The 18299-nt window shown below is 66.9% G+C and carries 18 protein-coding genes and 2 pseudogenes; 6 read left to right on the top strand and 14 right to left on the bottom strand.

Going from position 1 to position 18299, the window contains the following annotated elements; translation table 11 throughout:
• Nucleotides 1–46: 46 nt before the first annotated feature.
• The 4 genes and pseudogenes from lppU to AADZ55_RS23505 form a co-directional block, all read right to left on the bottom strand.
• Nucleotides 47–592 carry an LppU family putative lipoprotein gene (lppU, locus tag AADZ55_RS08210; RefSeq protein ID WP_085323863.1) on the bottom strand — a complete coding sequence of 182 codons (546 nt, stop codon included), beginning with the start codon at nt 590–592 and terminating at the stop codon, nt 47–49.
• A gap of 12 nt (nt 593–604) precedes the next feature.
• On the bottom strand, nt 605–874 hold the full coding sequence (gene rpsO / locus AADZ55_RS08205; protein WP_085323864.1) for a 30S ribosomal protein S15: 270 nt from the start codon (nt 872–874) through the stop codon (nt 605–607).
• Nucleotides 875–1046: 172 nt separating this feature from the next.
• Nucleotides 1047–2021 carry a bifunctional riboflavin kinase/FAD synthetase gene (locus AADZ55_RS08200; protein ID WP_085323980.1) on the bottom strand — a complete coding sequence of 325 codons (975 nt, stop codon included), beginning with the start codon at nt 2019–2021 and terminating at the stop codon, nt 1047–1049.
• A 291-nt stretch (nt 2022–2312) separates the two neighbouring features.
• Nucleotides 2313–2465, bottom strand: a pseudogene (locus AADZ55_RS23505) (IS256 family transposase); the annotation flags it as partial.
• A gap of 59 nt (nt 2466–2524) precedes the next feature.
• On the opposite strand from AADZ55_RS23505, the gene AADZ55_RS08195 reads away from it, so the two are divergent.
• Together AADZ55_RS08195 and mntR are read left to right on the top strand one after the other, a co-directional pair.
• Nucleotides 2525–4288 (top strand): AAA family ATPase, encoded by a 1764-nt coding sequence (locus AADZ55_RS08195; RefSeq protein WP_085323865.1) that lies wholly within the window; start codon nt 2525–2527, stop codon nt 4286–4288.
• A gap of 115 nt (nt 4289–4403) precedes the next feature.
• Nucleotides 4404–5096 carry a manganese-binding transcriptional regulator MntR gene (gene mntR / locus AADZ55_RS08190; protein ID WP_085323981.1) on the top strand — a complete coding sequence of 231 codons (693 nt, stop codon included), beginning with the start codon at nt 4404–4406 and terminating at the stop codon, nt 5094–5096.
• A gap of 109 nt (nt 5097–5205) precedes the next feature.
• Here the strand turns inward: mntR and AADZ55_RS08185 are convergent, their stop codons facing one another.
• Both AADZ55_RS08185 and AADZ55_RS08180 read right to left on the bottom strand, forming a co-directional pair.
• Entirely contained in the window at nt 5206–6471 is a 1266-nt protein-coding gene (locus AADZ55_RS08185; RefSeq protein WP_085323866.1) for an acyl-CoA dehydrogenase family protein, read from the bottom strand.
• Nucleotides 6472–6497: 26 nt separating this feature from the next.
• Entirely contained in the window at nt 6498–7697 is a 1200-nt protein-coding gene (locus AADZ55_RS08180; protein ID WP_085323982.1) for a lipid-transfer protein, read from the bottom strand.
• Between the two features lie 147 nt (nt 7698–7844).
• On the opposite strand from AADZ55_RS08180, the gene AADZ55_RS08175 reads away from it, so the two are divergent.
• Nucleotides 7845–9128 (top strand): acyltransferase family protein, encoded by a 1284-nt coding sequence (locus AADZ55_RS08175; RefSeq protein WP_085323867.1) that lies wholly within the window; start codon nt 7845–7847, stop codon nt 9126–9128.
• Nucleotides 9129–9294: 166 nt separating this feature from the next.
• On the opposite strand, the gene truB is transcribed toward AADZ55_RS08175, so the two are convergent.
• From truB to AADZ55_RS08160, 3 genes are read right to left on the bottom strand one after another with little or no spacing between them, the layout of a single operon-like run.
• A complete protein-coding gene (gene truB / locus AADZ55_RS08170) occupies nt 9295–10227 on the bottom strand; it encodes a tRNA pseudouridine(55) synthase TruB (RefSeq protein ID WP_085323869.1) in 933 nt (310 codons plus the stop codon).
• Nucleotides 10224–10907: a 4'-phosphopantetheinyl transferase family protein gene (locus AADZ55_RS08165; protein WP_085323870.1), complete on the bottom strand. Its 684-nt coding sequence runs from the start codon at nt 10905–10907 to the stop codon at nt 10224–10226. The genes truB and AADZ55_RS08165 overlap by 4 nt, the downstream gene beginning before the upstream one ends.
• Nucleotides 10904–11860: a metallophosphoesterase family protein gene (locus AADZ55_RS08160; RefSeq protein ID WP_085323871.1), complete on the bottom strand. Its 957-nt coding sequence runs from the start codon at nt 11858–11860 to the stop codon at nt 10904–10906. The genes AADZ55_RS08165 and AADZ55_RS08160 overlap by 4 nt, the downstream gene beginning before the upstream one ends.
• Before the next feature lie 273 nt (nt 11861–12133).
• On the opposite strand from AADZ55_RS08160, the gene AADZ55_RS08155 reads away from it, so the two are divergent.
• Nucleotides 12134–12718, top strand: coding sequence for a DUF3558 family protein (locus tag AADZ55_RS08155; RefSeq protein WP_085323872.1), 585 nt, complete (start codon nt 12134–12136; stop codon nt 12716–12718).
• Between the two features lie 3 nt (nt 12719–12721).
• Nucleotides 12722–14428: a CocE/NonD family hydrolase gene (locus AADZ55_RS08150; protein WP_085323873.1), complete on the top strand. Its 1707-nt coding sequence runs from the start codon at nt 12722–12724 to the stop codon at nt 14426–14428.
• On the opposite strand, the gene AADZ55_RS08145 is transcribed toward AADZ55_RS08150, so the two are convergent.
• The 4 genes and pseudogenes from AADZ55_RS08145 to AADZ55_RS08130 form a co-directional block, all read right to left on the bottom strand.
• On the bottom strand, nt 14387–14947 hold the full coding sequence (locus tag AADZ55_RS08145) for a DUF1802 family protein (protein ID WP_085323874.1): 561 nt from the start codon (nt 14945–14947) through the stop codon (nt 14387–14389). The genes AADZ55_RS08150 and AADZ55_RS08145 overlap by 42 nt on opposite strands.
• Entirely contained in the window at nt 14944–15210 is a 267-nt protein-coding gene (locus AADZ55_RS08140) for a DUF2277 domain-containing protein (protein ID WP_085323875.1), read from the bottom strand. The genes AADZ55_RS08145 and AADZ55_RS08140 overlap by 4 nt, the downstream gene beginning before the upstream one ends.
• Nucleotides 15211–15248: 38 nt before the next feature.
• The gene (locus AADZ55_RS08135) at nt 15249–15653 is read right to left on the bottom strand and encodes a type II toxin-antitoxin system VapC family toxin (protein ID WP_085323876.1); all 405 of its coding nucleotides are present in this window, start codon (nt 15651–15653) and stop codon (nt 15249–15251) included.
• A pseudogene (locus AADZ55_RS08130) lies at nt 15641–15853 on the bottom strand (type II toxin-antitoxin system Phd/YefM family antitoxin); the annotation flags it as partial. The gene AADZ55_RS08135 and the pseudogene AADZ55_RS08130, both read right to left, overlap by 13 nt.
• A 79-nt stretch (nt 15854–15932) precedes the next feature.
• On the opposite strand from AADZ55_RS08130, the gene AADZ55_RS08125 reads away from it, so the two are divergent.
• On the top strand, nt 15933–16682 hold the full coding sequence (locus AADZ55_RS08125; RefSeq protein WP_085323878.1) for an enoyl-CoA hydratase: 750 nt from the start codon (nt 15933–15935) through the stop codon (nt 16680–16682).
• 264 nt (nt 16683–16946) lie between these two features.
• Here AADZ55_RS08125 and AADZ55_RS08120 read toward each other — a convergent pair whose 3' ends face one another.
• On the bottom strand, nt 16947–18296 hold the full coding sequence (locus tag AADZ55_RS08120) for an MATE family efflux transporter (protein ID WP_085323879.1): 1350 nt from the start codon (nt 18294–18296) through the stop codon (nt 16947–16949).
• Nucleotides 18297–18299: the final 3 nt, after the last annotated feature.

The raw sequence follows: 18299 nt of genomic DNA, 5'->3' as shown, positions 1-18299 counted from the left end.
GCCGGCGGTATTTGGCAGAACCCGATTTGTCGAGCTCTGCTGCGCGTCAGGGCCGCGGGCCGCTGGTGACGTCCTCGACGCACACCGCGAATCGCCGCTGGGCGTAGACGTAGCCCACGCCGCTGGCGCACTGGTCGACGCTCACCGGTGCATCGAGGTCTCTCAGGATCTGGGTGGCCCGCTGCCGGTGCGGCACCGAGGCATCGTCGCAGTCCACCCGAAACGGGTCGGTGTTGTGGGCGGGGTCGACGCTCATGCAACCGCCAATCACCCAGTCGATGTCCAGGCAGACGGTGTTGGTCGAGCCGTTGAACCCGTTACGCAACGAATAGGTGGAATCGACGTCGGCCGGGCATTGGGCGCGGTCCGCCCCCGAGTTCAAGACGGCAACGACCTTGAAGTTGGACGCCGCGCTCCCGCACTCCGCCTTGGTTGCCTGCGGCCGGTCCGGCGTGCCGCCGAGTTTGACACAGTCTCCCACCTTGAGTTCGGTGATGTTGGTCGGTGAGGAGCACCCCGTCAATGCCGCGCACGCCGCGACGGCGATGGACGCGAACAAGGCCGTGGTCGCGGCGGCGAGCCAGGCGCGCATCGCGGCCGCGAGTCAGCGACGCAGGCCCAGCCGCTCGATGAGTGAGCGATACCGCTCCACATCGATCTGGGAGATGTACTTGATCAGCCGGCGCCGCCGGCCCACCAGCAGCAGCAGCCCTCGCCGCGAGTGATGGTCATGCTTATGCACCTTGAGGTGCTCGGTGAGGTCCGCGATCCGCTTGGTCAGCAACGCGATCTGTGCTTCCGGGGATCCGGTATCGGTCTCATGCAGGCCGTAGGAGCCCAGAATCTCCTTTTTCTGCTCGGCTGTCAGCGCCACGAAATATCTCCATCAGTGGGTCCGCGATCATGGATTTCAGGGCACGGCCACCGCGAACCGCAGCGCGCGCCGATGTCGTCGGGAAGTCTATCAGCGGGTTGACCGCCGGACGCAAATCCCTGGCCGGCCCGTCTCCTAGCGGCGCTGCCATGCTGCTGCCAGGTTGTCGTCGCTAGCCCGCCGACAACACGGCCCGCGCCCGCTCGGAGTCGACACCCATCGCGGCGACGAGTTCGCGCACCGATTCGAACTTCTTCTGGCCGCGAATGCGCCCGACGAAGTCCAGAGCCACATGCTGGCCGTACAGGTCGGCGGTGGTGTCGAGCACGAACGCCTCGACGGTGCGGGTGCGTCCGGAGAAGGTGGGGTTGGTCCCGACCGACACCGCGGCCTGGTAGCGCTCACCCGGGACGACAGTGCCGGCCACCGGTCCGTGCCCGAGCACCGTGAACCAGGCCGCGTACACACCATCGGCCGGAATCGCCGAATACATCGGCGGCGCCACGTTCGCGGTGGGAAAACCCAGTTCGGCGCCCCGCCCCTCACCGCGGACCACTACACCCTCGACCCGATGCGGTCGGCCCAGACCTTCCGTGGCCGCCATCATGTCGCCGGCGTCCACGCAGGACCGGATGTAGGTGGAGGAGAACGTCACGGTCTCGTTGCTGTGGTGCTCGGACACCAGCGACATCGACTCCACCGCGAACCCGAACCGCTCGCCGGCCCAACGCAGCGTGTCGACGTTGCCGGCCGCCTTTCTGCCGAAGGTGAAGTTCTCGCCCACCACGACCTCCACGACGTGCAGGTGCTCGACGAGCAGCTCGTGGATGTAGCGGTCCGGGGTGAGTTTCATGAAATCGGTAGTGAACGGCATGACCAGGAAGACGTCGATGCCCAGGTCTTCGACCAGCTCGGCCCGCCGGGTCAGGGTGGTCAGCTGCGCCGGGTGACTGCCGGGATAGACCACTTCCATCGGGTGCGGATCGAACGTCATCAGCACGGCTGGCACACCGCGAGCCCGGCCAGCCTTTACCGCGTGCGCGATCAGTTCGGCGTGGCCGCGGTGCACACCATCAAACACCCCGATGGTGAGCACGCATCTGCCCCAGTCCGTCGGGATCTCGTCTTGGCCCCGCCAGCGTTGCACGATCGCAAGCCTACGGCGCGACGCGGTCCGCCGGGTGCCAGATTCGGTCGGCGGTCTCTCGACGGCGGCCGCCCGGCCGGTCGGGAGCGCCACCGCGGCCCTGGCCGGTACCGGTTACGTGGTGGTCACTTCGCCTACGGCTGTGCAACCCGCCTAAGCAATCTGCTGCGCGGCTGAGCTTCAAACGCCACGCTTGGTGGGTTTGGCTGCGCCCAGGCTCACTCTGACTTAACAGGTTGGGCCGGGCGATCCGGATGCGTGCTGGCTTTGCCTCCGATCCACCAATGAGTTCCCTGGATGAGACGACTTCGGCAGCGCAGCAAGAATATTCGCGATCTGGTGGAACCAGGAGCGCTGTGCACGCGTTTGCCGGACACCTCACGCAGTACACCCCGAAACCCCCGCGACGCCGCGGCCGGCGCTCAGCTTCGCCGCGCGCATTCCTAAGACTTGTCTTAAGCTTTGCGCCGACCATCGATCAGCGGATCACGGAGCGTGAGCCAATGAGTACGTTTAGAGAACGCCGCAGCATGTTCGATGCCGCAGTGGAGAGCTACAAGTCCGGAGACACGGCCAATGCTCGGGCGGCTTTTGCTCGCCTAACAGTCGAAAACCCGGACATGTCAGATAGCTGGTTGGGGCTTCTGGCCTGCGGCGACCATCATCTTGACACGTTGGCCGGTGCACACGAACACTCCAAGGCGCTGTACTGCGAAACTCGCCGCATCGGCCTCACGGACGGCGAACTGTCCGCTGTGGTCATGGCTCCGATGTACCTGGGGTTGAGGGTGTGGTCTCCCGCCACGATCGGGCTGGCGTACGCCAGCGCGCTGATCATCGCCGACCGCCACGAAGAAGCAGCAGCAACGCTGGACGACCCGATCGTCACCGAGGACACCGGGGCCGCCCAATACCGCCAGTTCGTGATGGCGACGCTGTTCCACAAGACTCGCTCCTGGTCCAACCTCCTGAAGGTCACGGAAGTTTCTCCGCCGAGCGGGGCCACCGACGTCCATGATGAGGTGGCCGACGCCGTGGCCGCGCTGGCCTCGACCGCTGCGGCGAGTTTGGGCCAATTCCAGTTCGCGTTGGAGCTCACTGAGCAAGTCTCGACCGCCAATCCGCGGGTGGCTGCCGATGTGACGCTCACCCGGGCGTGGTGCCTGCGGGAACTGGGTGACGATGACGCCGCCAGGGTTGCACTCAGCGCCACGGCCGGCGGTGATGTCCAGACCACAAACACCACCGCCGATCAGGCCAGTAGCCCGCAACCGAGGTTTCGGCATCCCTACGACGACGGCCGGGATCTCCTGGTGGCTCGCCGGCGCCCTCCGGCCGGGGACGGATGGCGCAAGGTGGTGACCAGAATGACCTTCGGGCGGGTGAATCCCGAACCGAGCGCCAAGAGCGAGCAAACTGATGAGCTGACACACCGCATCTGCGCTCCGCTGGCCGATATCCATAAGTTGGCGTTCGTTTCCGCCAAGGGCGGCGTAGGTAAGACCACGATGACAGTGCTGGTGGGAAACGCCGTCGCCCGGCTGCGCGGCGATCGGGTCATCGCTGTGGATGCCGACGCCGATCTGGGTGACCTTTCGGCACGGTTCAGTGAGCGCGGTGGTCCGCAGACCAACATCGAACACTTCGTGTCATCGCAGAACACCAAGCGCTACGCGGACGTGCGTGTGCACACGGTGATGAACAAAGACCGGCTGGAAATGCTTGGCGCCCAGAATGATCCGCGGTCGACATACAAGTTTGGCCCGGAGGATTATCGGGCCGCCATGCAGATCCTAGAAACTCACTGCAACGTCATACTGCTTGACTGCGGGACGCCGGTCAACGGGCCATTGTTCAGCAATATCGTCAACGATGTCACCGGTCTGGTGGTGGTGGCATCCGACGACGTGCGCGGTGTCGAGGGGGCGTTGATAACGCTGGACTGGCTGGAGGCACATGGCCATGGCCGGTTGCTTCAGCACACTGTGGTTGTTCTCAACGCAATCCAGAAAACCAAGTCATATGTGGATTGCGAGGCCGCCGAGAACCAGTTCAGAAAGCGCGTCCCGGATTTCTTTCGGATTCCCTACGACCCGCATCTGGCCACGGGTTTGGCGGTGGACTTCACCTCCCTCAAACGAAGGACACGCAATGCTGTGCTGGACCTGGCCGGAGGCTTGGCGCAGCACTATCCGGCCAGCCGGGTACGCCCCCGCGGCGAGGACAGTTGGAAAACCTGGATCGAAACGATGCGTCAGGTCGGATGACGGTTTGGTCAACACCGGGTTGGCGGCTCATGTCACTTCCGGTGCGCTCCGGACGCGCCCTGACCGCAGCCTCGATGGCGAACCGAAGGTGCGTGGGTATCTAGACTTTCTGGTTGTGAGGGCTGAGGAGGAGTCTGGCGGTCTCAGCGCGGTTGCCCAGGACTATCTGAAGGTGATCTGGACCGCCCAAGAGTGGTCGTTAGACAAGGTCAGCACCAAGATGCTGGCCGAACGCCTCGGCGTGTCGGCCAGCACAGCCTCGGAGTCCATCCGAAGACTGGCCGAACAAGGCCTGGTCGACCACGAGAAGTACGGCGCGGTGACATTGACCGACGCCGGACGTAAAGCCGCGTTGGCGATGGTGCGCCGGCACCGACTATTGGAGACTTTCCTGGTCAGTGAACTCGGCTACAGCTGGGACGAGGTGCACGACGAGGCTGAGGTACTCGAGCACGCGGTATCGGATCGTCTGGTGGCCCGCATCGACGCCAAGTTGGGGTTCCCGCGGCGTGATCCGCACGGTGACCCGATCCCGGCCTCCGACGGGCAAGTGCCTACGCCGCCGGCACGTCAGCTGTGGGCGTGCCGTGACGGCGACGCCGGGACGGTGGCCCGCATCTCCGATGCGGACCCGGAGATGCTGCGGTACTTCGCCAGCATCGGGATTAACCTCGACTCCCGGCTGCGGGTTCTAACGCGGCGCGAATTCGCCGGCATGATCTCGGTGGAGATCAAATCGGCCGACAGCACCGCAACCACCGTCGAATTGGGCAGCCCGGCCGCCCAGGCGATCTGGGTGGTGGCCTAAGCGGCGATCGCAAGCGCGGCGAAGCCGGGCCCAGCGGGTCGCCGCCAAACGGTTCAGCGGCGATCGCAAGCGCGGCGAAGCCGGGCGCAGCGGGTCGCCGCCAAACGGTTCAGTCGCTCAGCAGCCCCTTGGCGATGTGTGTCACCTGAACCTCGTTGCTTCCGGCGTAGATCATCAGTGACTTCGCATCGCGGGCCAGCTGCTCTACCCGGTACTCGGCCATATAGCCGTTTCCGCCGAACAGCTGCACGGCCTCCATCGCCACGTCGGTGGCGGCCTCCGAGGAATACAGCTTGATCGCCGAAGCCTCGGCAAGTGACGGCGTTTTCCCGGCTTTGAGTCGCTCCAGGGTGGTAAACACCATGTTCTGCACGTTGATCCGAGCCACTTCCATTTTGGCCAGCTTGAGCTGAATCAGTTGGAACTGCCCGATGTTACGGCCCCACAGTGTGCGGGTCTTTGCGTAATCCACACACAGCCGGTGACATTCGTTGATGATGCCCAGCGACATCAACGCGACGCCGAGGCGCTCGACGGCGAAACTGGCGCGCGCGCTGTCCCGGCCGTCCCCGTCGGCGTGCTGTTCATCCTCGCCGAGCAGGCGATCCGGAGTCAGCCGCACGTTGTCGAAGAACAATTCGCCGGTCGGCGAGGACATCATGCCCATCTTCTTGAACGGCTTGCCCTGCGTCAGGCCGGGCATGCCCGCATCAAGCACGAAAACCAGCACCGGGCGATCCCGCCACGGAACGGACGGCTGGCCGTCGGTGTCGTCAGCGAGTTTGGCGTAGACCACCAGGAGGTCGGCGTAGGGGCCGTTGGTGATGAATGTCTTCTGCCCGTTGAGGATGTAGTCAGCACCGTCACGTTTGACGTGAGTCTTCATGCCGCCGAACGCATCCGAGCCGGAGTCGGGCTCGGTGATGGCCCAGGCCGCGATCTTGTCCAGCGTCATCAGCCCGGGCAACCAACGCTCTTTCTGGGCCAGCGTGCCGCGGCCCATGATGGTCGTCGCGCCCAGACCGATGCTCACCGCGACCGTGCTCAGCAATCCGATGCTAACCCCGGCGAGTTCGGACACCAGCACCGCGACCATCGACGCCTGGGCGCCGATCCCTGCTGAACCTATTGCGTTGCTTTGCTTTTCCTCCGCGGGCGCACCCACGTCGATCGCGGCACGCTCCCGGTCGAGCATCGATTTGACCGATTCGGCGGCCAGCGCGTCCAGACCGAACTGGCTGAACAGCTTGCGCGCGATCGGATACGGGGACAGCGCACCGGTTTCCAATTCGTCCAGATGCGGGCGGACCTCCTTGTCGATGAATTGACGAACGGCGTCCCGCATCATCAGATCGGTGTCAGACCACTCGAACACGGCGTGCCCCCTTGGGTCGCGTGCGCTCAGCGTTCGGCGCGCTGATAGGCGGTGACGACGGCGGCGCCGCCCAGCCCGATGTTGTGCTGCAGTGCCGCGGTCACGTTGTCGACCTGGCGCCTGTCGGCGGTGCCACGCAGCTGCCAGGTCAGTTCGGCGCACTGCGCCAACCCGGTCGCGCCCAACGGGTGCCCCTTGGAGATCAGGCCACCGGACGGGTTCACCACCCAGCGTCCGCCGTAGGTGGTGTCACCGCTGTCGATCAGCTTGGGCGCCTCGCCCGGCCCACACAGGCCAAGGGCCTCGTAGAGCAGCAGCTCATTGGCCGAGAAGCAGTCATGCAACTCGATCACCTGAAAATCTTCGGGCCCCAGCCCGGATTGTCGGTAAACACGTTGCGCCGCTTGCACATTCATGTCATAGCCGATGAGATCTTTGGCGGTGCCGCCGAAGGTCGACGTGAAATCGGTCGTCATGGCCTGGCCGACGATCTCCACCGCCTGGCCGGCCAGCCCATGGCTATCGACAAACGCTTCCGAGGCCAGGATTGCCGCGCCCGAACCGTCCGACGTCGGCGAACACTGCAGCTTGGTCAGCGGGTCGTAGATCATCCGCGACGTCAGGATGTCGTCGAGGGTGTAGGCCTCCTGAAACTGCGCATACGGATTGTTCACCGAATGCTTGTGATTCTTGTAGCCGATCTTGGCGAAATGCTCTGCGGTGGTGCCGTACTGCCGCATGTGTTCGCGCCCGGCGGCACCAAACATCCAAGGCGCAACCGGAAAGGCCAACTCGGCGATCTCGGCGAGCGCCCGCACGTGCTTGTCCATCGGCTGGGTGCGGTCGTCGTAGGCGGACGACAGCGATCCCGGCTTCATCTTCTCGAAACCCAGCGCGATAGTGCAATCGGCCAATCCGCCGCGGATCGCCTGCGCCGCCAGGAACAGCGCGGCGGAGCCGGTCGAACAGTTGTTGTTAACGTTGACGATCGGAATGCCGGTCATGCCCAGTTCGTAGAGCGCCCGCTGGCCCGACGTCGACTCGCCGTAGACATAGCCCACATAGCCCTGCTCGATTTCGCGGTAGCCGATACCAGCGTCCTGTAGCGCGTTGGTCCCCGACTCCCTGGCCATCTCCGGGTAGTCCCAGCCTTCGCGACGGCCGGGCTTCTCGAACTTCGTCATGCCGACACCGACGACGTAGACCTTGTGTGACCCATTAGGCAATGTGTGAGACATACACGCCCCTTCCGCCTGAGAAGCGGCCAGCCGATCTTGCTAAAAACATACAGTGCCTGTGCCACAAGGTCCCGCCAAACACCGGGACAACCTCACGTCGCTCGACGTCAGCCGATAGCTTCGGGTTGCGGGCAGTTGCGTACACCGCTGGGAGCGCCGCACCGCGAGCTGGCCGCCGACCTGTACCGGGTGATTGCCGTGCTGATCGTCGTGATCGGCCACTGGCTGGTCTCTTCGGTGACCTTCCGCGACGGCAGGTTTGGCAACGACTATCCCCCGATTGTGCTGCCATGGACGCAGTGGCTGACGTTGGTGTTCCAGGTCGTGCCGGTGTTCTTTCTGGTCGGCGGCTATGCCAGCGCGGCATCGTGGACGCGCTGGCGTGCCGGGGGTGGGCGCGACTGGCTGGACTGGGTTCGGCACCGGGTGGGCGCAATCCTGGGTCCGACCACGGCGTACGTTGTGCTGGCGCTGGCAACGGTCGTCGTGCTGGGCAGGGTCGGCGTTGGGCGCCCAACCGTGGCCTTCGGCGGTTGGGTGATGGCCTTGCATCTGTGGTTTGTGCCCGTCTATCTCGTCGTACTGGCGCTGACGCCGGTGGCGATGGCGGCTCACCGGCGCTGGGCCCTGGCGGTGCCGGCCGTTCTGGCGCTTGCCGTGGCCGGAGCGGACGTCGTCGCGCGCAGCGCACCCTCGGTGGCCTGGGCGAACTACCTGCTGTGCTGGGGAGCCATCTATCAGATCGGCATTTGTTGGCGCGGGGGAGCTTTGCGCGGGCATCGGCCGGTACTGCTCGCCGCGACGGCCGCCACCGTGCTGGCCGTGCTGCTGGCGCTGCGGTGCTACCCGATCAGCATGGTCGGGGCTCCCGGTGCGCCTGCGCAGAACAACTTTCCGCCGACCTTCGCACTGCTCGCGTTCGGCACTGCTCAGGCCGGGCTCCTGCTCGCCGTGGCGCCTGCGGTGACACGCCGGCTGCGGCGATCACGCTGGCGTGGAGTGCTGGCGGCAGCGAACAACAACGTGCTGGCGCTCTATCTGTGGCAGATGGTCCCCGTCGTGGTCGTCGCGGCGGCCGGCTACCCGAGCGGCCTGCTGCCGCAGCCGGAGCCCGGAACTGCGGCCTGGTACCTGTTCCGGTTGGGGTGGCTAGCGATCCTGTCGGTGGTGACCGCGGCGGAACTGGCGCTGCTGTGGCTGGCACGGCCGGTGTTTGACCAGGCGCTGCCGACGATCACCGCCCCGCTGCCCGCGTGCGGCGCCGCGCCTGCGCTGATCGCCGGCGTAGGGTTGGCGGCGCCGGTGCTGTTCTACTTCGCCGGCTACGGATTCGCGCCGGACGGACACTTTTCACCGTTGGCCGCGTTGCTCTACGCGGCAGCGGTCGGGCTGGTCAGCCTCACCACCAAGTCCCGCTAGATTTGGGCCGGGCCCAACCCAATCGCCCGGCTCCTCAGCAGTCCGTCCCGGACTGCACCCCCCAATATCGAGGCCGGGCCCAACCCAATCGCCCGGCTCCTCAGCAGTCCGTCCCGGACTGCACCCCCCAATATCGAGGCCGGGCCCAACCCAATCGCCCGGCTCCTCAGCAGTCCGTCCCGGACTGCATCGTCGCCGGGCGAACCACCACCACCGGCTTGGTCCCCGAACCGTTGTCACGCAGCAACGCGATCACCCGGCCGTCGGCGCCGGCGGCGGCATACACGCCGTCGATACCCGCCGGGCTCAGAGACCGGCCGTTCGCGGTGGCCACCGCCTCCTCGGCGGTGAGGTCGCGGCGCGGAAACATCAGCAGGCACGCCTCGTCGAGGGTCAGGCTCAGCCGCGGTCGTTCTGCCAGGTCGTCGAGGGTGCGCGCCTGGTCCGAGGCGAAGCGACCAACGCGGGTGCGTCGCAACGACGTCAAATGGCCGCCGACCCCGAGCGCATCGCCGAGATCACGGGCCAGCGCGCGGATGTAGGTTCCCGACGAGCAGTCGACCTCGACCTCGAGATCGACAACGCCCGCCAACCCGGCCACCCGACGCGTTGTCACCAGCTCGAAGCGGTCGATGCGCACCGGCCGGGCCTCGAGCTCGACGGCGCGGCCCTCGCGAGCCAGCTGGTAGGCGCGACGGCCGCCGACCTTGATCGCGCTGACCGAAGATGGCACCTGCCTGATGTCACCGCGCAGCCCGGTGATCGCGGCGGCGATCGCCTCATCTGTGACGTGCTCGGCCGAAACCGTCCGCAGCAGTTCGCCTTCGGCGTCCTCGGTAGAGGTGGACTGACCCAGGCGGACAGTGGCCGCATACGACTTCGAGGACGCGGTCAGCAGGCCGAGGATCTTGGTGGCGCGGCCGACTCCGATCACCAGCACGCCGGTGGCCATCGGGTCCAGTGTCCCCGCATGTCCCACCCGGCGCGTGGAAAAGATCCGCCGGCAGCGGCCCACGACGTCGTGACTGGTCATCCCGGGGGGCTTGTCGACAACGACCAGCCCTGGTACAGAACCCGCACCGGTGGGGCTTTCGCTCATAGCACAATCGCAGTCAGCACCAGACCACGCTGCACCGACCACCGGCCGGTCAGGGTCGTCAGCGGCGGACCCGACTGAGACGATGGATCGATCAAGATGCGGGAGACGAAACGGCCGGTCGAACCGGAATCTTCCGCGTCGAAGGTGATGTGGGCGTCCTCGAAGCCGAGCCATCTCTTGGTCAGCGGAAACCAGGCCTTGTACGTTGCCTCCTTGGCGCAGAACAGGATTCGGTCCCAATGCAGCCCCGCCGGCATTGTCCGGGGCATTTCACTGCGCTCGGCCGGCAGGCTGATCGCGTCCAGCACGCCGCCCGGCAGCACGTCGTGCGGTTCCGCGTCGATACCCACGGAACGCACGGCGGCGCTGCGCCCTACCACCGCGCCCCGGTAGCCGGTGCAGTGGGTGAGGCTGCCCACCACACCGTCGGGCCAGCACGGTTCTCCCTTGTCGCCCTTGAGGATCGGCGCCGGCGGCACGCCGAGTTGATCCAGCGCGATCCGCGCGCAGTGACGGACGGTGATGAACTCGTTGCGCCGCTTGGCAACCGACCTGGCGATCAACGACTCCTCTTCGGGCAGCGGGGTGAGACCAGATGGGTCGGAGTACAACTCCGCGTACGCCAGATCCTCGAACACGGCCGCCGGCAACACCGACGACACCAGCGTGCTTGCCGTCATCGGGACTGCCGCTGCCGCAATCGTTCCCGGAACGCAGTCGCCTGCGCCCGCATCTCGGCCGTGATCACGAAATGACCGCCGAAGTCGTTGAGGTAGCCGGGCGCGTACTGGGGATCCGGCAGCACCTGACGCAACCAGGTGTACGGCTTGCGGCGCCGCCATTCCCGCGGGTAACCCACCGACACCTCTTCGAAGCGGACGCCGTCGTACCAGGTGGTTCGCGGAATGTGTAGGTGGCCGTACACCGAACAGATCGCGTTGTAACGGGTGTGCCAGTCGGCGGTCTTGGTGGTTCCGCACCAAAGCGAGAACTCCGGGTAGTACAGCGTGTTGCAGGGCTCTCGGACCAGTGGAAAATGGTTCACCAGCACGGTCGGCTGCATCCAGTCCAGCTGTTCGAGACGGGCGCGGGTGGCCACGACCCGCTCGTGGCACCAGGCTTCCCGGGTGGGGTATGGCTCGGGCGAGAGCAGGTATTCGTCGGTGGCCACGATGCTGCGTTCCCGGGCGATGGCCAGACCCTCGGCCTTGCTGTTCGCCCCCGGCGGCAAAAAGGTGTAGTCGTACAGCAGAAACATCGGCACGATGGTGGCCGGGCCGCCCCGCTCGGTCCAGACTGGGAACGGGTGCTCGGGTGAGACGACGCCCATCTCGTCGCACATGTTGACCAGGTAGTCGTAGCGGTCGCGGCCGAAGATCTGCACCGGATCCCGGTTGGTGGTCCACAGCTCGTGGTTGCCCGGCACCCAGATCACCTTGGCGAACCGTCGCCGCAGTAGGTCGAGTGTCCAGCGAATCTCGTCGGTGCGTTCGGCGATATCGCCGGCCACGATCAGCCAGTCCTCCGAAGAGGAAGGGTGCAACGACTCGGCCACGGGCTTGTTACCGGTGTGTCCGGTGTGCAAGTCGGAGATCGCCCACAGCGTCGGCTGTCCCCCACCGGTCGACTCCATACTTGCCACAATTAACCAGACTAACGACCCGGCAAGGCGCCGACGAAATTCGGGCGCCTGGCATTGCCGCGACACTGGCTCGGCGTGGGCAACCGCTGCGGGGTCGGCGACGCCCCGTCTCGCCGGCATCCAAGCATTCAGCGGCACCCGACGGCTAACGTGAATTCACCGCCTCAATGGCGGGCGGGTTAGAACAAGTTCTCGTTCCACTGTGCTGGCGCCGAGACGGCTTGTACACTCCGGCCAAAGGGACCACCGAGGGCAGGGGGCGTCGTGTTCGCCAAGGTGCGTCTGGTTGGTGCGATTGGAGCCCTGATCACAGCCATCATCGCGGGCACAGCGAGCTGGCAGTGTGTCCCGGCCGGGCGAACCGGGGGCGGAACCGTCCAACTGCGCTCGACCGCCGAGCCGATGTCGACCACCATGAAGAGCCCGATCGTGGCGACCACCGACCCCCGCCCGTTCGACCCGTGCGAAGACATCCCGTTCGACGCCGTGCAACGACTCGGACTGGCGTTCACGCCGCCCGAACACGAGGACGGGCTGCGCTGCCACTACGACGCGGGTAACTACCAGTTGGCCGTCGAAGCCATCATCTGGCGTACCTACGCCGAGACACTGCCCCGCGACGCCATCGAAACCACGATCAACGGTCACCGGGCCGCGCAGTACTGGGTCATGAAGCCGACCTATCACAACAGCTACTGGTACATCTCCTGCATGGTGACGTTCAAGACCAGCTACGGGGTGATCCAGCAGTCGCTGTTCTACTCGACCGTCTACTCCGAGCCCGACGTCGACTGCCCGTCCACCAACCTGCAACGGGCCAACGAACTGTCCCCCTACTACAAGTTCTAGGACGTGACCGTCACAACCACCCGACCCGAGCAGCCCCGGCTGCGTACCCTGACCGGACACGTCGGCGGGACCGCACTGGGCAGACTGCTGGGTTTGCCACGAGCAACCAGCCGCTATGCGGTGAGTCGCGTCCGAATCCCGATGCGTGACGGGATCCACCTGGTAGCCGACCACTACGCACCCGCAACATCGAAGCCGACCGGCACCCTGCTGATCCGCGGGCCCTATGGCCGCGGTTTTCCGTTCTCGTTGATTTTCGCCAGGCTGTATGCCGCCCGCGGCTACCACGTCGTGCTGCAGAGCGTGCGCGGGACGTTCGGTTCCGGCGGCGCGTTCGAGCCGATGGTCAACGAGGCCGCCGACGGCGCCGACACCGTGGCCTGGCTGCGTGAGCAGCCATGGTTCACCGGCAAGTTCGCCACCGTCGGGGTGTCGTATCTGGGTTTCACCCAGTGGGCGTTGCTGTCGGATCCACCGCCGGAACTGGCCGCGGCCGTCATCACGGCCGGTCCGCACGATCTCATGGCCTCCGTGTGGGGCACCGGAGCGTTCTCGGTCAACGACTTTCTGGGCTGGAGTGATCTGGTTTCCCGCCAGGAGGACCCGTCCCGCGTCCGCCTCGGGATCCGACAGCTGACCGCCCGGCGCAGGGTGACGCGCGCAGCCAGGACGTTGCCGATGGGTGGGGCGGCCCGGACACTGCTCGGCACCGGCGCGCCATGGTTCGAATCCTGGGTCGAACACTCCGATCAGGCCGATCCGTTCTGGGAACCGCTGCGGGTCGGCGCCGCGCTGGACCGCGTGGGAGTTCCGGTGCTGCTCGTGGGCGGCTGGCAAGACATTTTTCTTCAGCAGACCCTGCAGCAATACCGGCAGCTGCGTGGCCGCGGCGTGGACGTCGCACTGACGGTTGGGCCCTGGACGCATACCCAGCTGCTCAGCAAGGGGCTGGCCACCAGCGTCCGGGAATCCCTGGACTGGCTGGACGCCCACCTGGGCGGCGCATCGGCTCTGCGTCGTCAAGCCCCGGTCCATGTCTTCGTCACCGGGCGGGGCTGGCGTCAGCTGCCCGACTGGCCGCCGCCAACCACCGAGCGTGCCCTGTATCTGCAGCCCGGCGGCCGGCTGGGCGAGACCGCACCGGCGACCGGGGCGACTCCGGCGACATTTCGCTATGACCCGGCCAACCCGACACCCACCACCGGTGGTCCCCTGCTTTCACCGAACGGCGGCTACCGCGACGACAGCCGGCTGGCGGCGCGCGACGACGTGCTCGCCTTCACCGGCGCCACGCTCACCCACGATCTGTGCGTCTATGGAAACCCGGTCATCGAGCTGGCGCACTCGTCGGACAATCCCAACGTCGACGTGTTCGTCCGGGTCAGCGAGGTCGACGCTAGGGGCCGGTCACGCAATGTCAGCGACGGCTACCGGCGACTCGGTGGCGACGCGTCGGGGCGGGTTTGCCTCGAACTCGACGCCATCGCGCACCGATTTGCGGCCGGCTCACGTATCCGCGTTCTGCTCGCCGGCAGTTGGTTTCCCCGCTACGCGCGCAACCTCGGCACCGCCGAACCGACACTAACCGGCCGGCAGGTGAAGCCGGCCACCCATACGGTGCACATTGGCAGCTCCCGACTGCTGCTACCGGTCGGCCCGCCGGACCTGTCAGCCGACGGCGTCGCGGACTCGGGCGGCAACCCGGGCTAGCACCGCGTCGTCGTGCACCGGGGCCGCCAGGTCCGGCGCCACCGGAACCCGCACCCAGCTGGTGCAGCCCGAGTACTCGGGGGTGCGGCTCAGCCGCACCGGCTCCATCAGCGGAATCGCGGACACCACCAGAACGGCGAGTTTATGTTTGGGCCGGAAGTCAAGTCGGTCGGCGCGGACGGACTCGGCGGTCCAGATATGCAGATCCTCAATTTCCGCGAGGCCCTCTGGCCGGTTAACCGGCAGTGCGGCAACGACTTTCGCCGCCGCCCGCACCAGCACATGTTCGTCGGTGCTGTCGGCCGCCGCGGCGGCAAGCAGGTCGCGGTGCTCGAACCGAACCCGCTCCGCGTGGCTGTGCGCCACCGTCGGGAACAGCAAGAACTCCCGGGCCGCCACCTCGAACCGCTTCTCCCCGATGCCGCCTTTGCGCAGCAACACACACTGGCGACCGCCCAGCAGCGCATGCACGACCGCGCTCCATTCCTTCAGCGCGGGTGCGGTCACCGTCTGGGTCATCGCGCGCCGAGTCTGGCCACCACTTCCGGCCGGCGCAACGGCGGGACGGTCTTCGGCGGCTGACGCCGCGGCGGCAAGCCGTCCAGCAACCGCGTGGTGGTCGCGGTGACCTCAGCGACCGCCGCCTCGAACGCGTCAGCGTTGGCCGCTGACGGGTGGGTGATTCCGCTGACCTTGCGCACATATTGGCGCGCCGCCGCCGCGATCTCCTCAGCCGTGGCCGCCGGCTGCAAACCGCGCAGTTCGGTGATGTTCCGGCACATGCCTTCCACAATAGGCGCGGCCCTACTGGCTGGCGGTGCTACCAGACCGTGACGGGGCGCGGATGCCGATGACTCCGGAGGCGACGGTCTTTGGTCACCAGCCGCCAGCCATACTCGACAGCGGTGGCGTAGATCAACCGGTCGGCGCGATCACCCGGGAACGACGACGGCAGTGACACCGCGGTGGCAGCCACGGACGGCGTGATGCCAACGGTACGGACGTGTTCGGCGAGTTGCTGAAGCCAAGAGCGCATGGGAATCGTCAGTTGGATGCGTTCCTGCTCCGCAAGCCAAGCCAGCTCGAACCAGGTGACCGCGGCAACCGCGAGCTGGTCGGCCTGTTCGACGGCTCGGCTCGCTACCTTGCTTAGACGCTGGGGTTCGGCCGACCACCAGTGCACCACGTGCGAGTCGAGCAACACCGTCGTCGTGAAGCGTTCCAGGACGCCCCGGTGGTGAAGAGATGGTCCTCGTCGACGGCCGTCATCGCCATCCCCGACATCCGACCCTTCAGAGCATGCGACCCGGTCGCCGCTACCAGACGGGCGATCGCACGGCCGTGTTTGGTGATCTCGATTTCCTCGCCTGCCGCCACTTCGTCAAGCAACGCAAGGATCTTGGCCTTCACCTCGGTAGCGGTCATATTTCTGGTCATCTTGTCAGATGACTGGTCAGCGCGGTGCGGATGGTGGCCAGCTGTAGCGGCTGACTACGGTTGCGCTATGGCCGACGACATCCTGCTGATCGACACCAGCGAGCGCGTGCGCACCCTGACCCTGAACCGGCCCGAGTCCCGCAATGCGCTGTCCGAAGCGCTGCGGGATCGGTTTTTCGCGGCCCTGACCGAGGCCGAGACCGATGACGACGTCGACGTCGTCATCCTCACCGGTACCGATCCCGTGTTCTGCGCCGGACTCGACCTCAAAGAGCTGAGCGGGCGGTCGGCGCTGCCCGACATCTCACCGCGGTGGCCGGCGATGACCAAACCGGTGATCGGCGCGATCAACGGCGCCGCGGTCACCGGCGGGCTCGAGCTGACGCTGTACTGCGACATCCTGATCGCCTCGGAGCAGGCGCGCTTTGCCGACACCCATGCGCGAGTGGGGCTGTTGCCCACCTGGGGACTCAGCGTGCGGCTGCCGCAGCGGGTGGGTGTGGGCCTGGCCCGGCGGATGAGCCTTACCGGGGACTACCTCTCGGCCACCGACGCCCTGCACGCCGGCCTGGTCACCGAGGTGGTGCCGCACGGCCGGTTGCTGACCACCGCCCGGCAGGTGGCCGCGTCCATCGTCGGCAACAACCAGAACGCCGTGCGGGCGCTCCTGGCGTCCTACCATCGCATCGACGAGTCCCAGACCGCCCACGGCCTGTGGCTGGAAGCGACGGCGGCCAAACAGTTCCGGACTAGCGGCGATGACATCGCCGCCAACCGCGACGCCGTGCTGCAACGCGGCCGCTCCCAGGTGCATTAGCGGCGATCGCAAGCGCGGCGCAGCCGGGCGCAGCGGGTCACCGCCATAAAGCGAGCGGCGATCGCAAGCGCGGCGCAGCCGGGCGCAGCGGGTCACCGCCATAAAGCGAGCGGCGATCGCAAGCGCGGCGCAGCCGGGCGCAGCGGGTCACCGCCATAAAGCGAGCGGCGATCGCAAGCGCGGCGCAGCCGGGCGCAGCGGGTCACCGCCATAAAGCGAGCGGCGATCGCAAGCGCGGCGCAGCCGGGCGCAGCGGGTCACCGCTTACGCCGTTCCCGTCACCGCCCACCGGCCACCCAGCGCCCGCCATCCGACAAAGATCAGCCGCAGCGCTACGAACGTGCTCAGTCCCGACCAGATGCCCGCCAGCCCCCAGCCGTACGCCAGCGACAGCCAGATCAGCGGCAAAAAGCCGACCAATGCGCTCGCCACGGTCGCGGTCCGCATGAAGGCGGCATCGCCGGCGCCCAGCAGCACCCCGTCCAGCGCGAAAACGATTCCCGCGATGGGTAATTGGGCCACCATGAACCACCACGGCACCCCGATCGCGGCGAGTACGGATCGATCGTCGGTGAACAGCCCGGGCAGCACCGAGGCGCCGATCCCCAATGCCGCTGCCAGTATCCCCGCGGCCAGCAACGAAAACGCCGTCACCCGCCACGCCACCGACCTGGCGTGCCCGGCGTCACCAGCACCCAGCGCGGCACCGACCAGCGACTGCGCCGCGATGGCCAGCGAATCAAGAACCAGGGCGAAAAACCCCCACAGCTGCAATACGACCTGGTGCGCCGCGAGCGCGGCAGCACCGAACCTTGCGGCCACCGCCGCAGCCGAGACAAAGCACGCCTGGAACGCCATGGTCCGCACGATCAGGTCGCGCGCCATCGTCAGTTGGGCGCCCAGCACGGCGCGGTCCGGCCGCAGCGGCACCCGCTCGGCGAGCAGCGCACCCCCGAACAGCAGCGCCGCCAGCCACTGACCGACCAGATTGGCTACCGCCGAGCCCGGTAGCCCCCAGCGGGGCAACCCCAACCAGCCGTAGACCAGCAGCGGGCACAGCACAGCCGACAACCCGAAGCCGGCGACCACATAGCGCAGCGGCCGCACGGTGTCCTGCACGCCCCGCATCCAGCCGTTACCGGCAAGCGAGACCAGGATCGCGGGGGTGCCCAGAATCGCGATCCGCAGCCACGGCAAGGCCGCCGCGGCGATGGCTGTACCGCCTCGGCCGCCCGATCCTTCCGTTCCGGCCCCAGCGATCGCCGACACCAGCGGGACCGCCATAGCCTCCACCACGACGATCGTCAAGCCGCCCAGACCCAGCGCCAGCCAGGTCGCCTGCACCCCCTCGGTGACCGCCGCCGCCCGGTCGCCGGCGCCGAAGCGGCGCGCCGAGCGCGCGGTGGTGCCGTAGGACAGAAACGTCGCCTGCGAACCAACCAGGCCGAGCACCAGACTGCCGATGGCCAGACCGGCCAGCGATACCGCCCCAAGCCGCCCGACCACGGCGGTGTCGAACAACAAGTACAACGGCTCGGCGGCCAGCACACCCAGCGCGGGCAACGCCAGCTGCGCGATCTGGCGGCCTCCCGCGCGCTGCCCCACTTCGCTCAACGG

The organism is Mycobacterium decipiens (assembly GCF_963853665.1).
GTDB lineage: Bacteria > Actinomycetota > Actinomycetes > Mycobacteriales > Mycobacteriaceae > Mycobacterium > Mycobacterium decipiens.
This window is presented reverse-complemented; position numbering and strand designations above follow the sequence as displayed.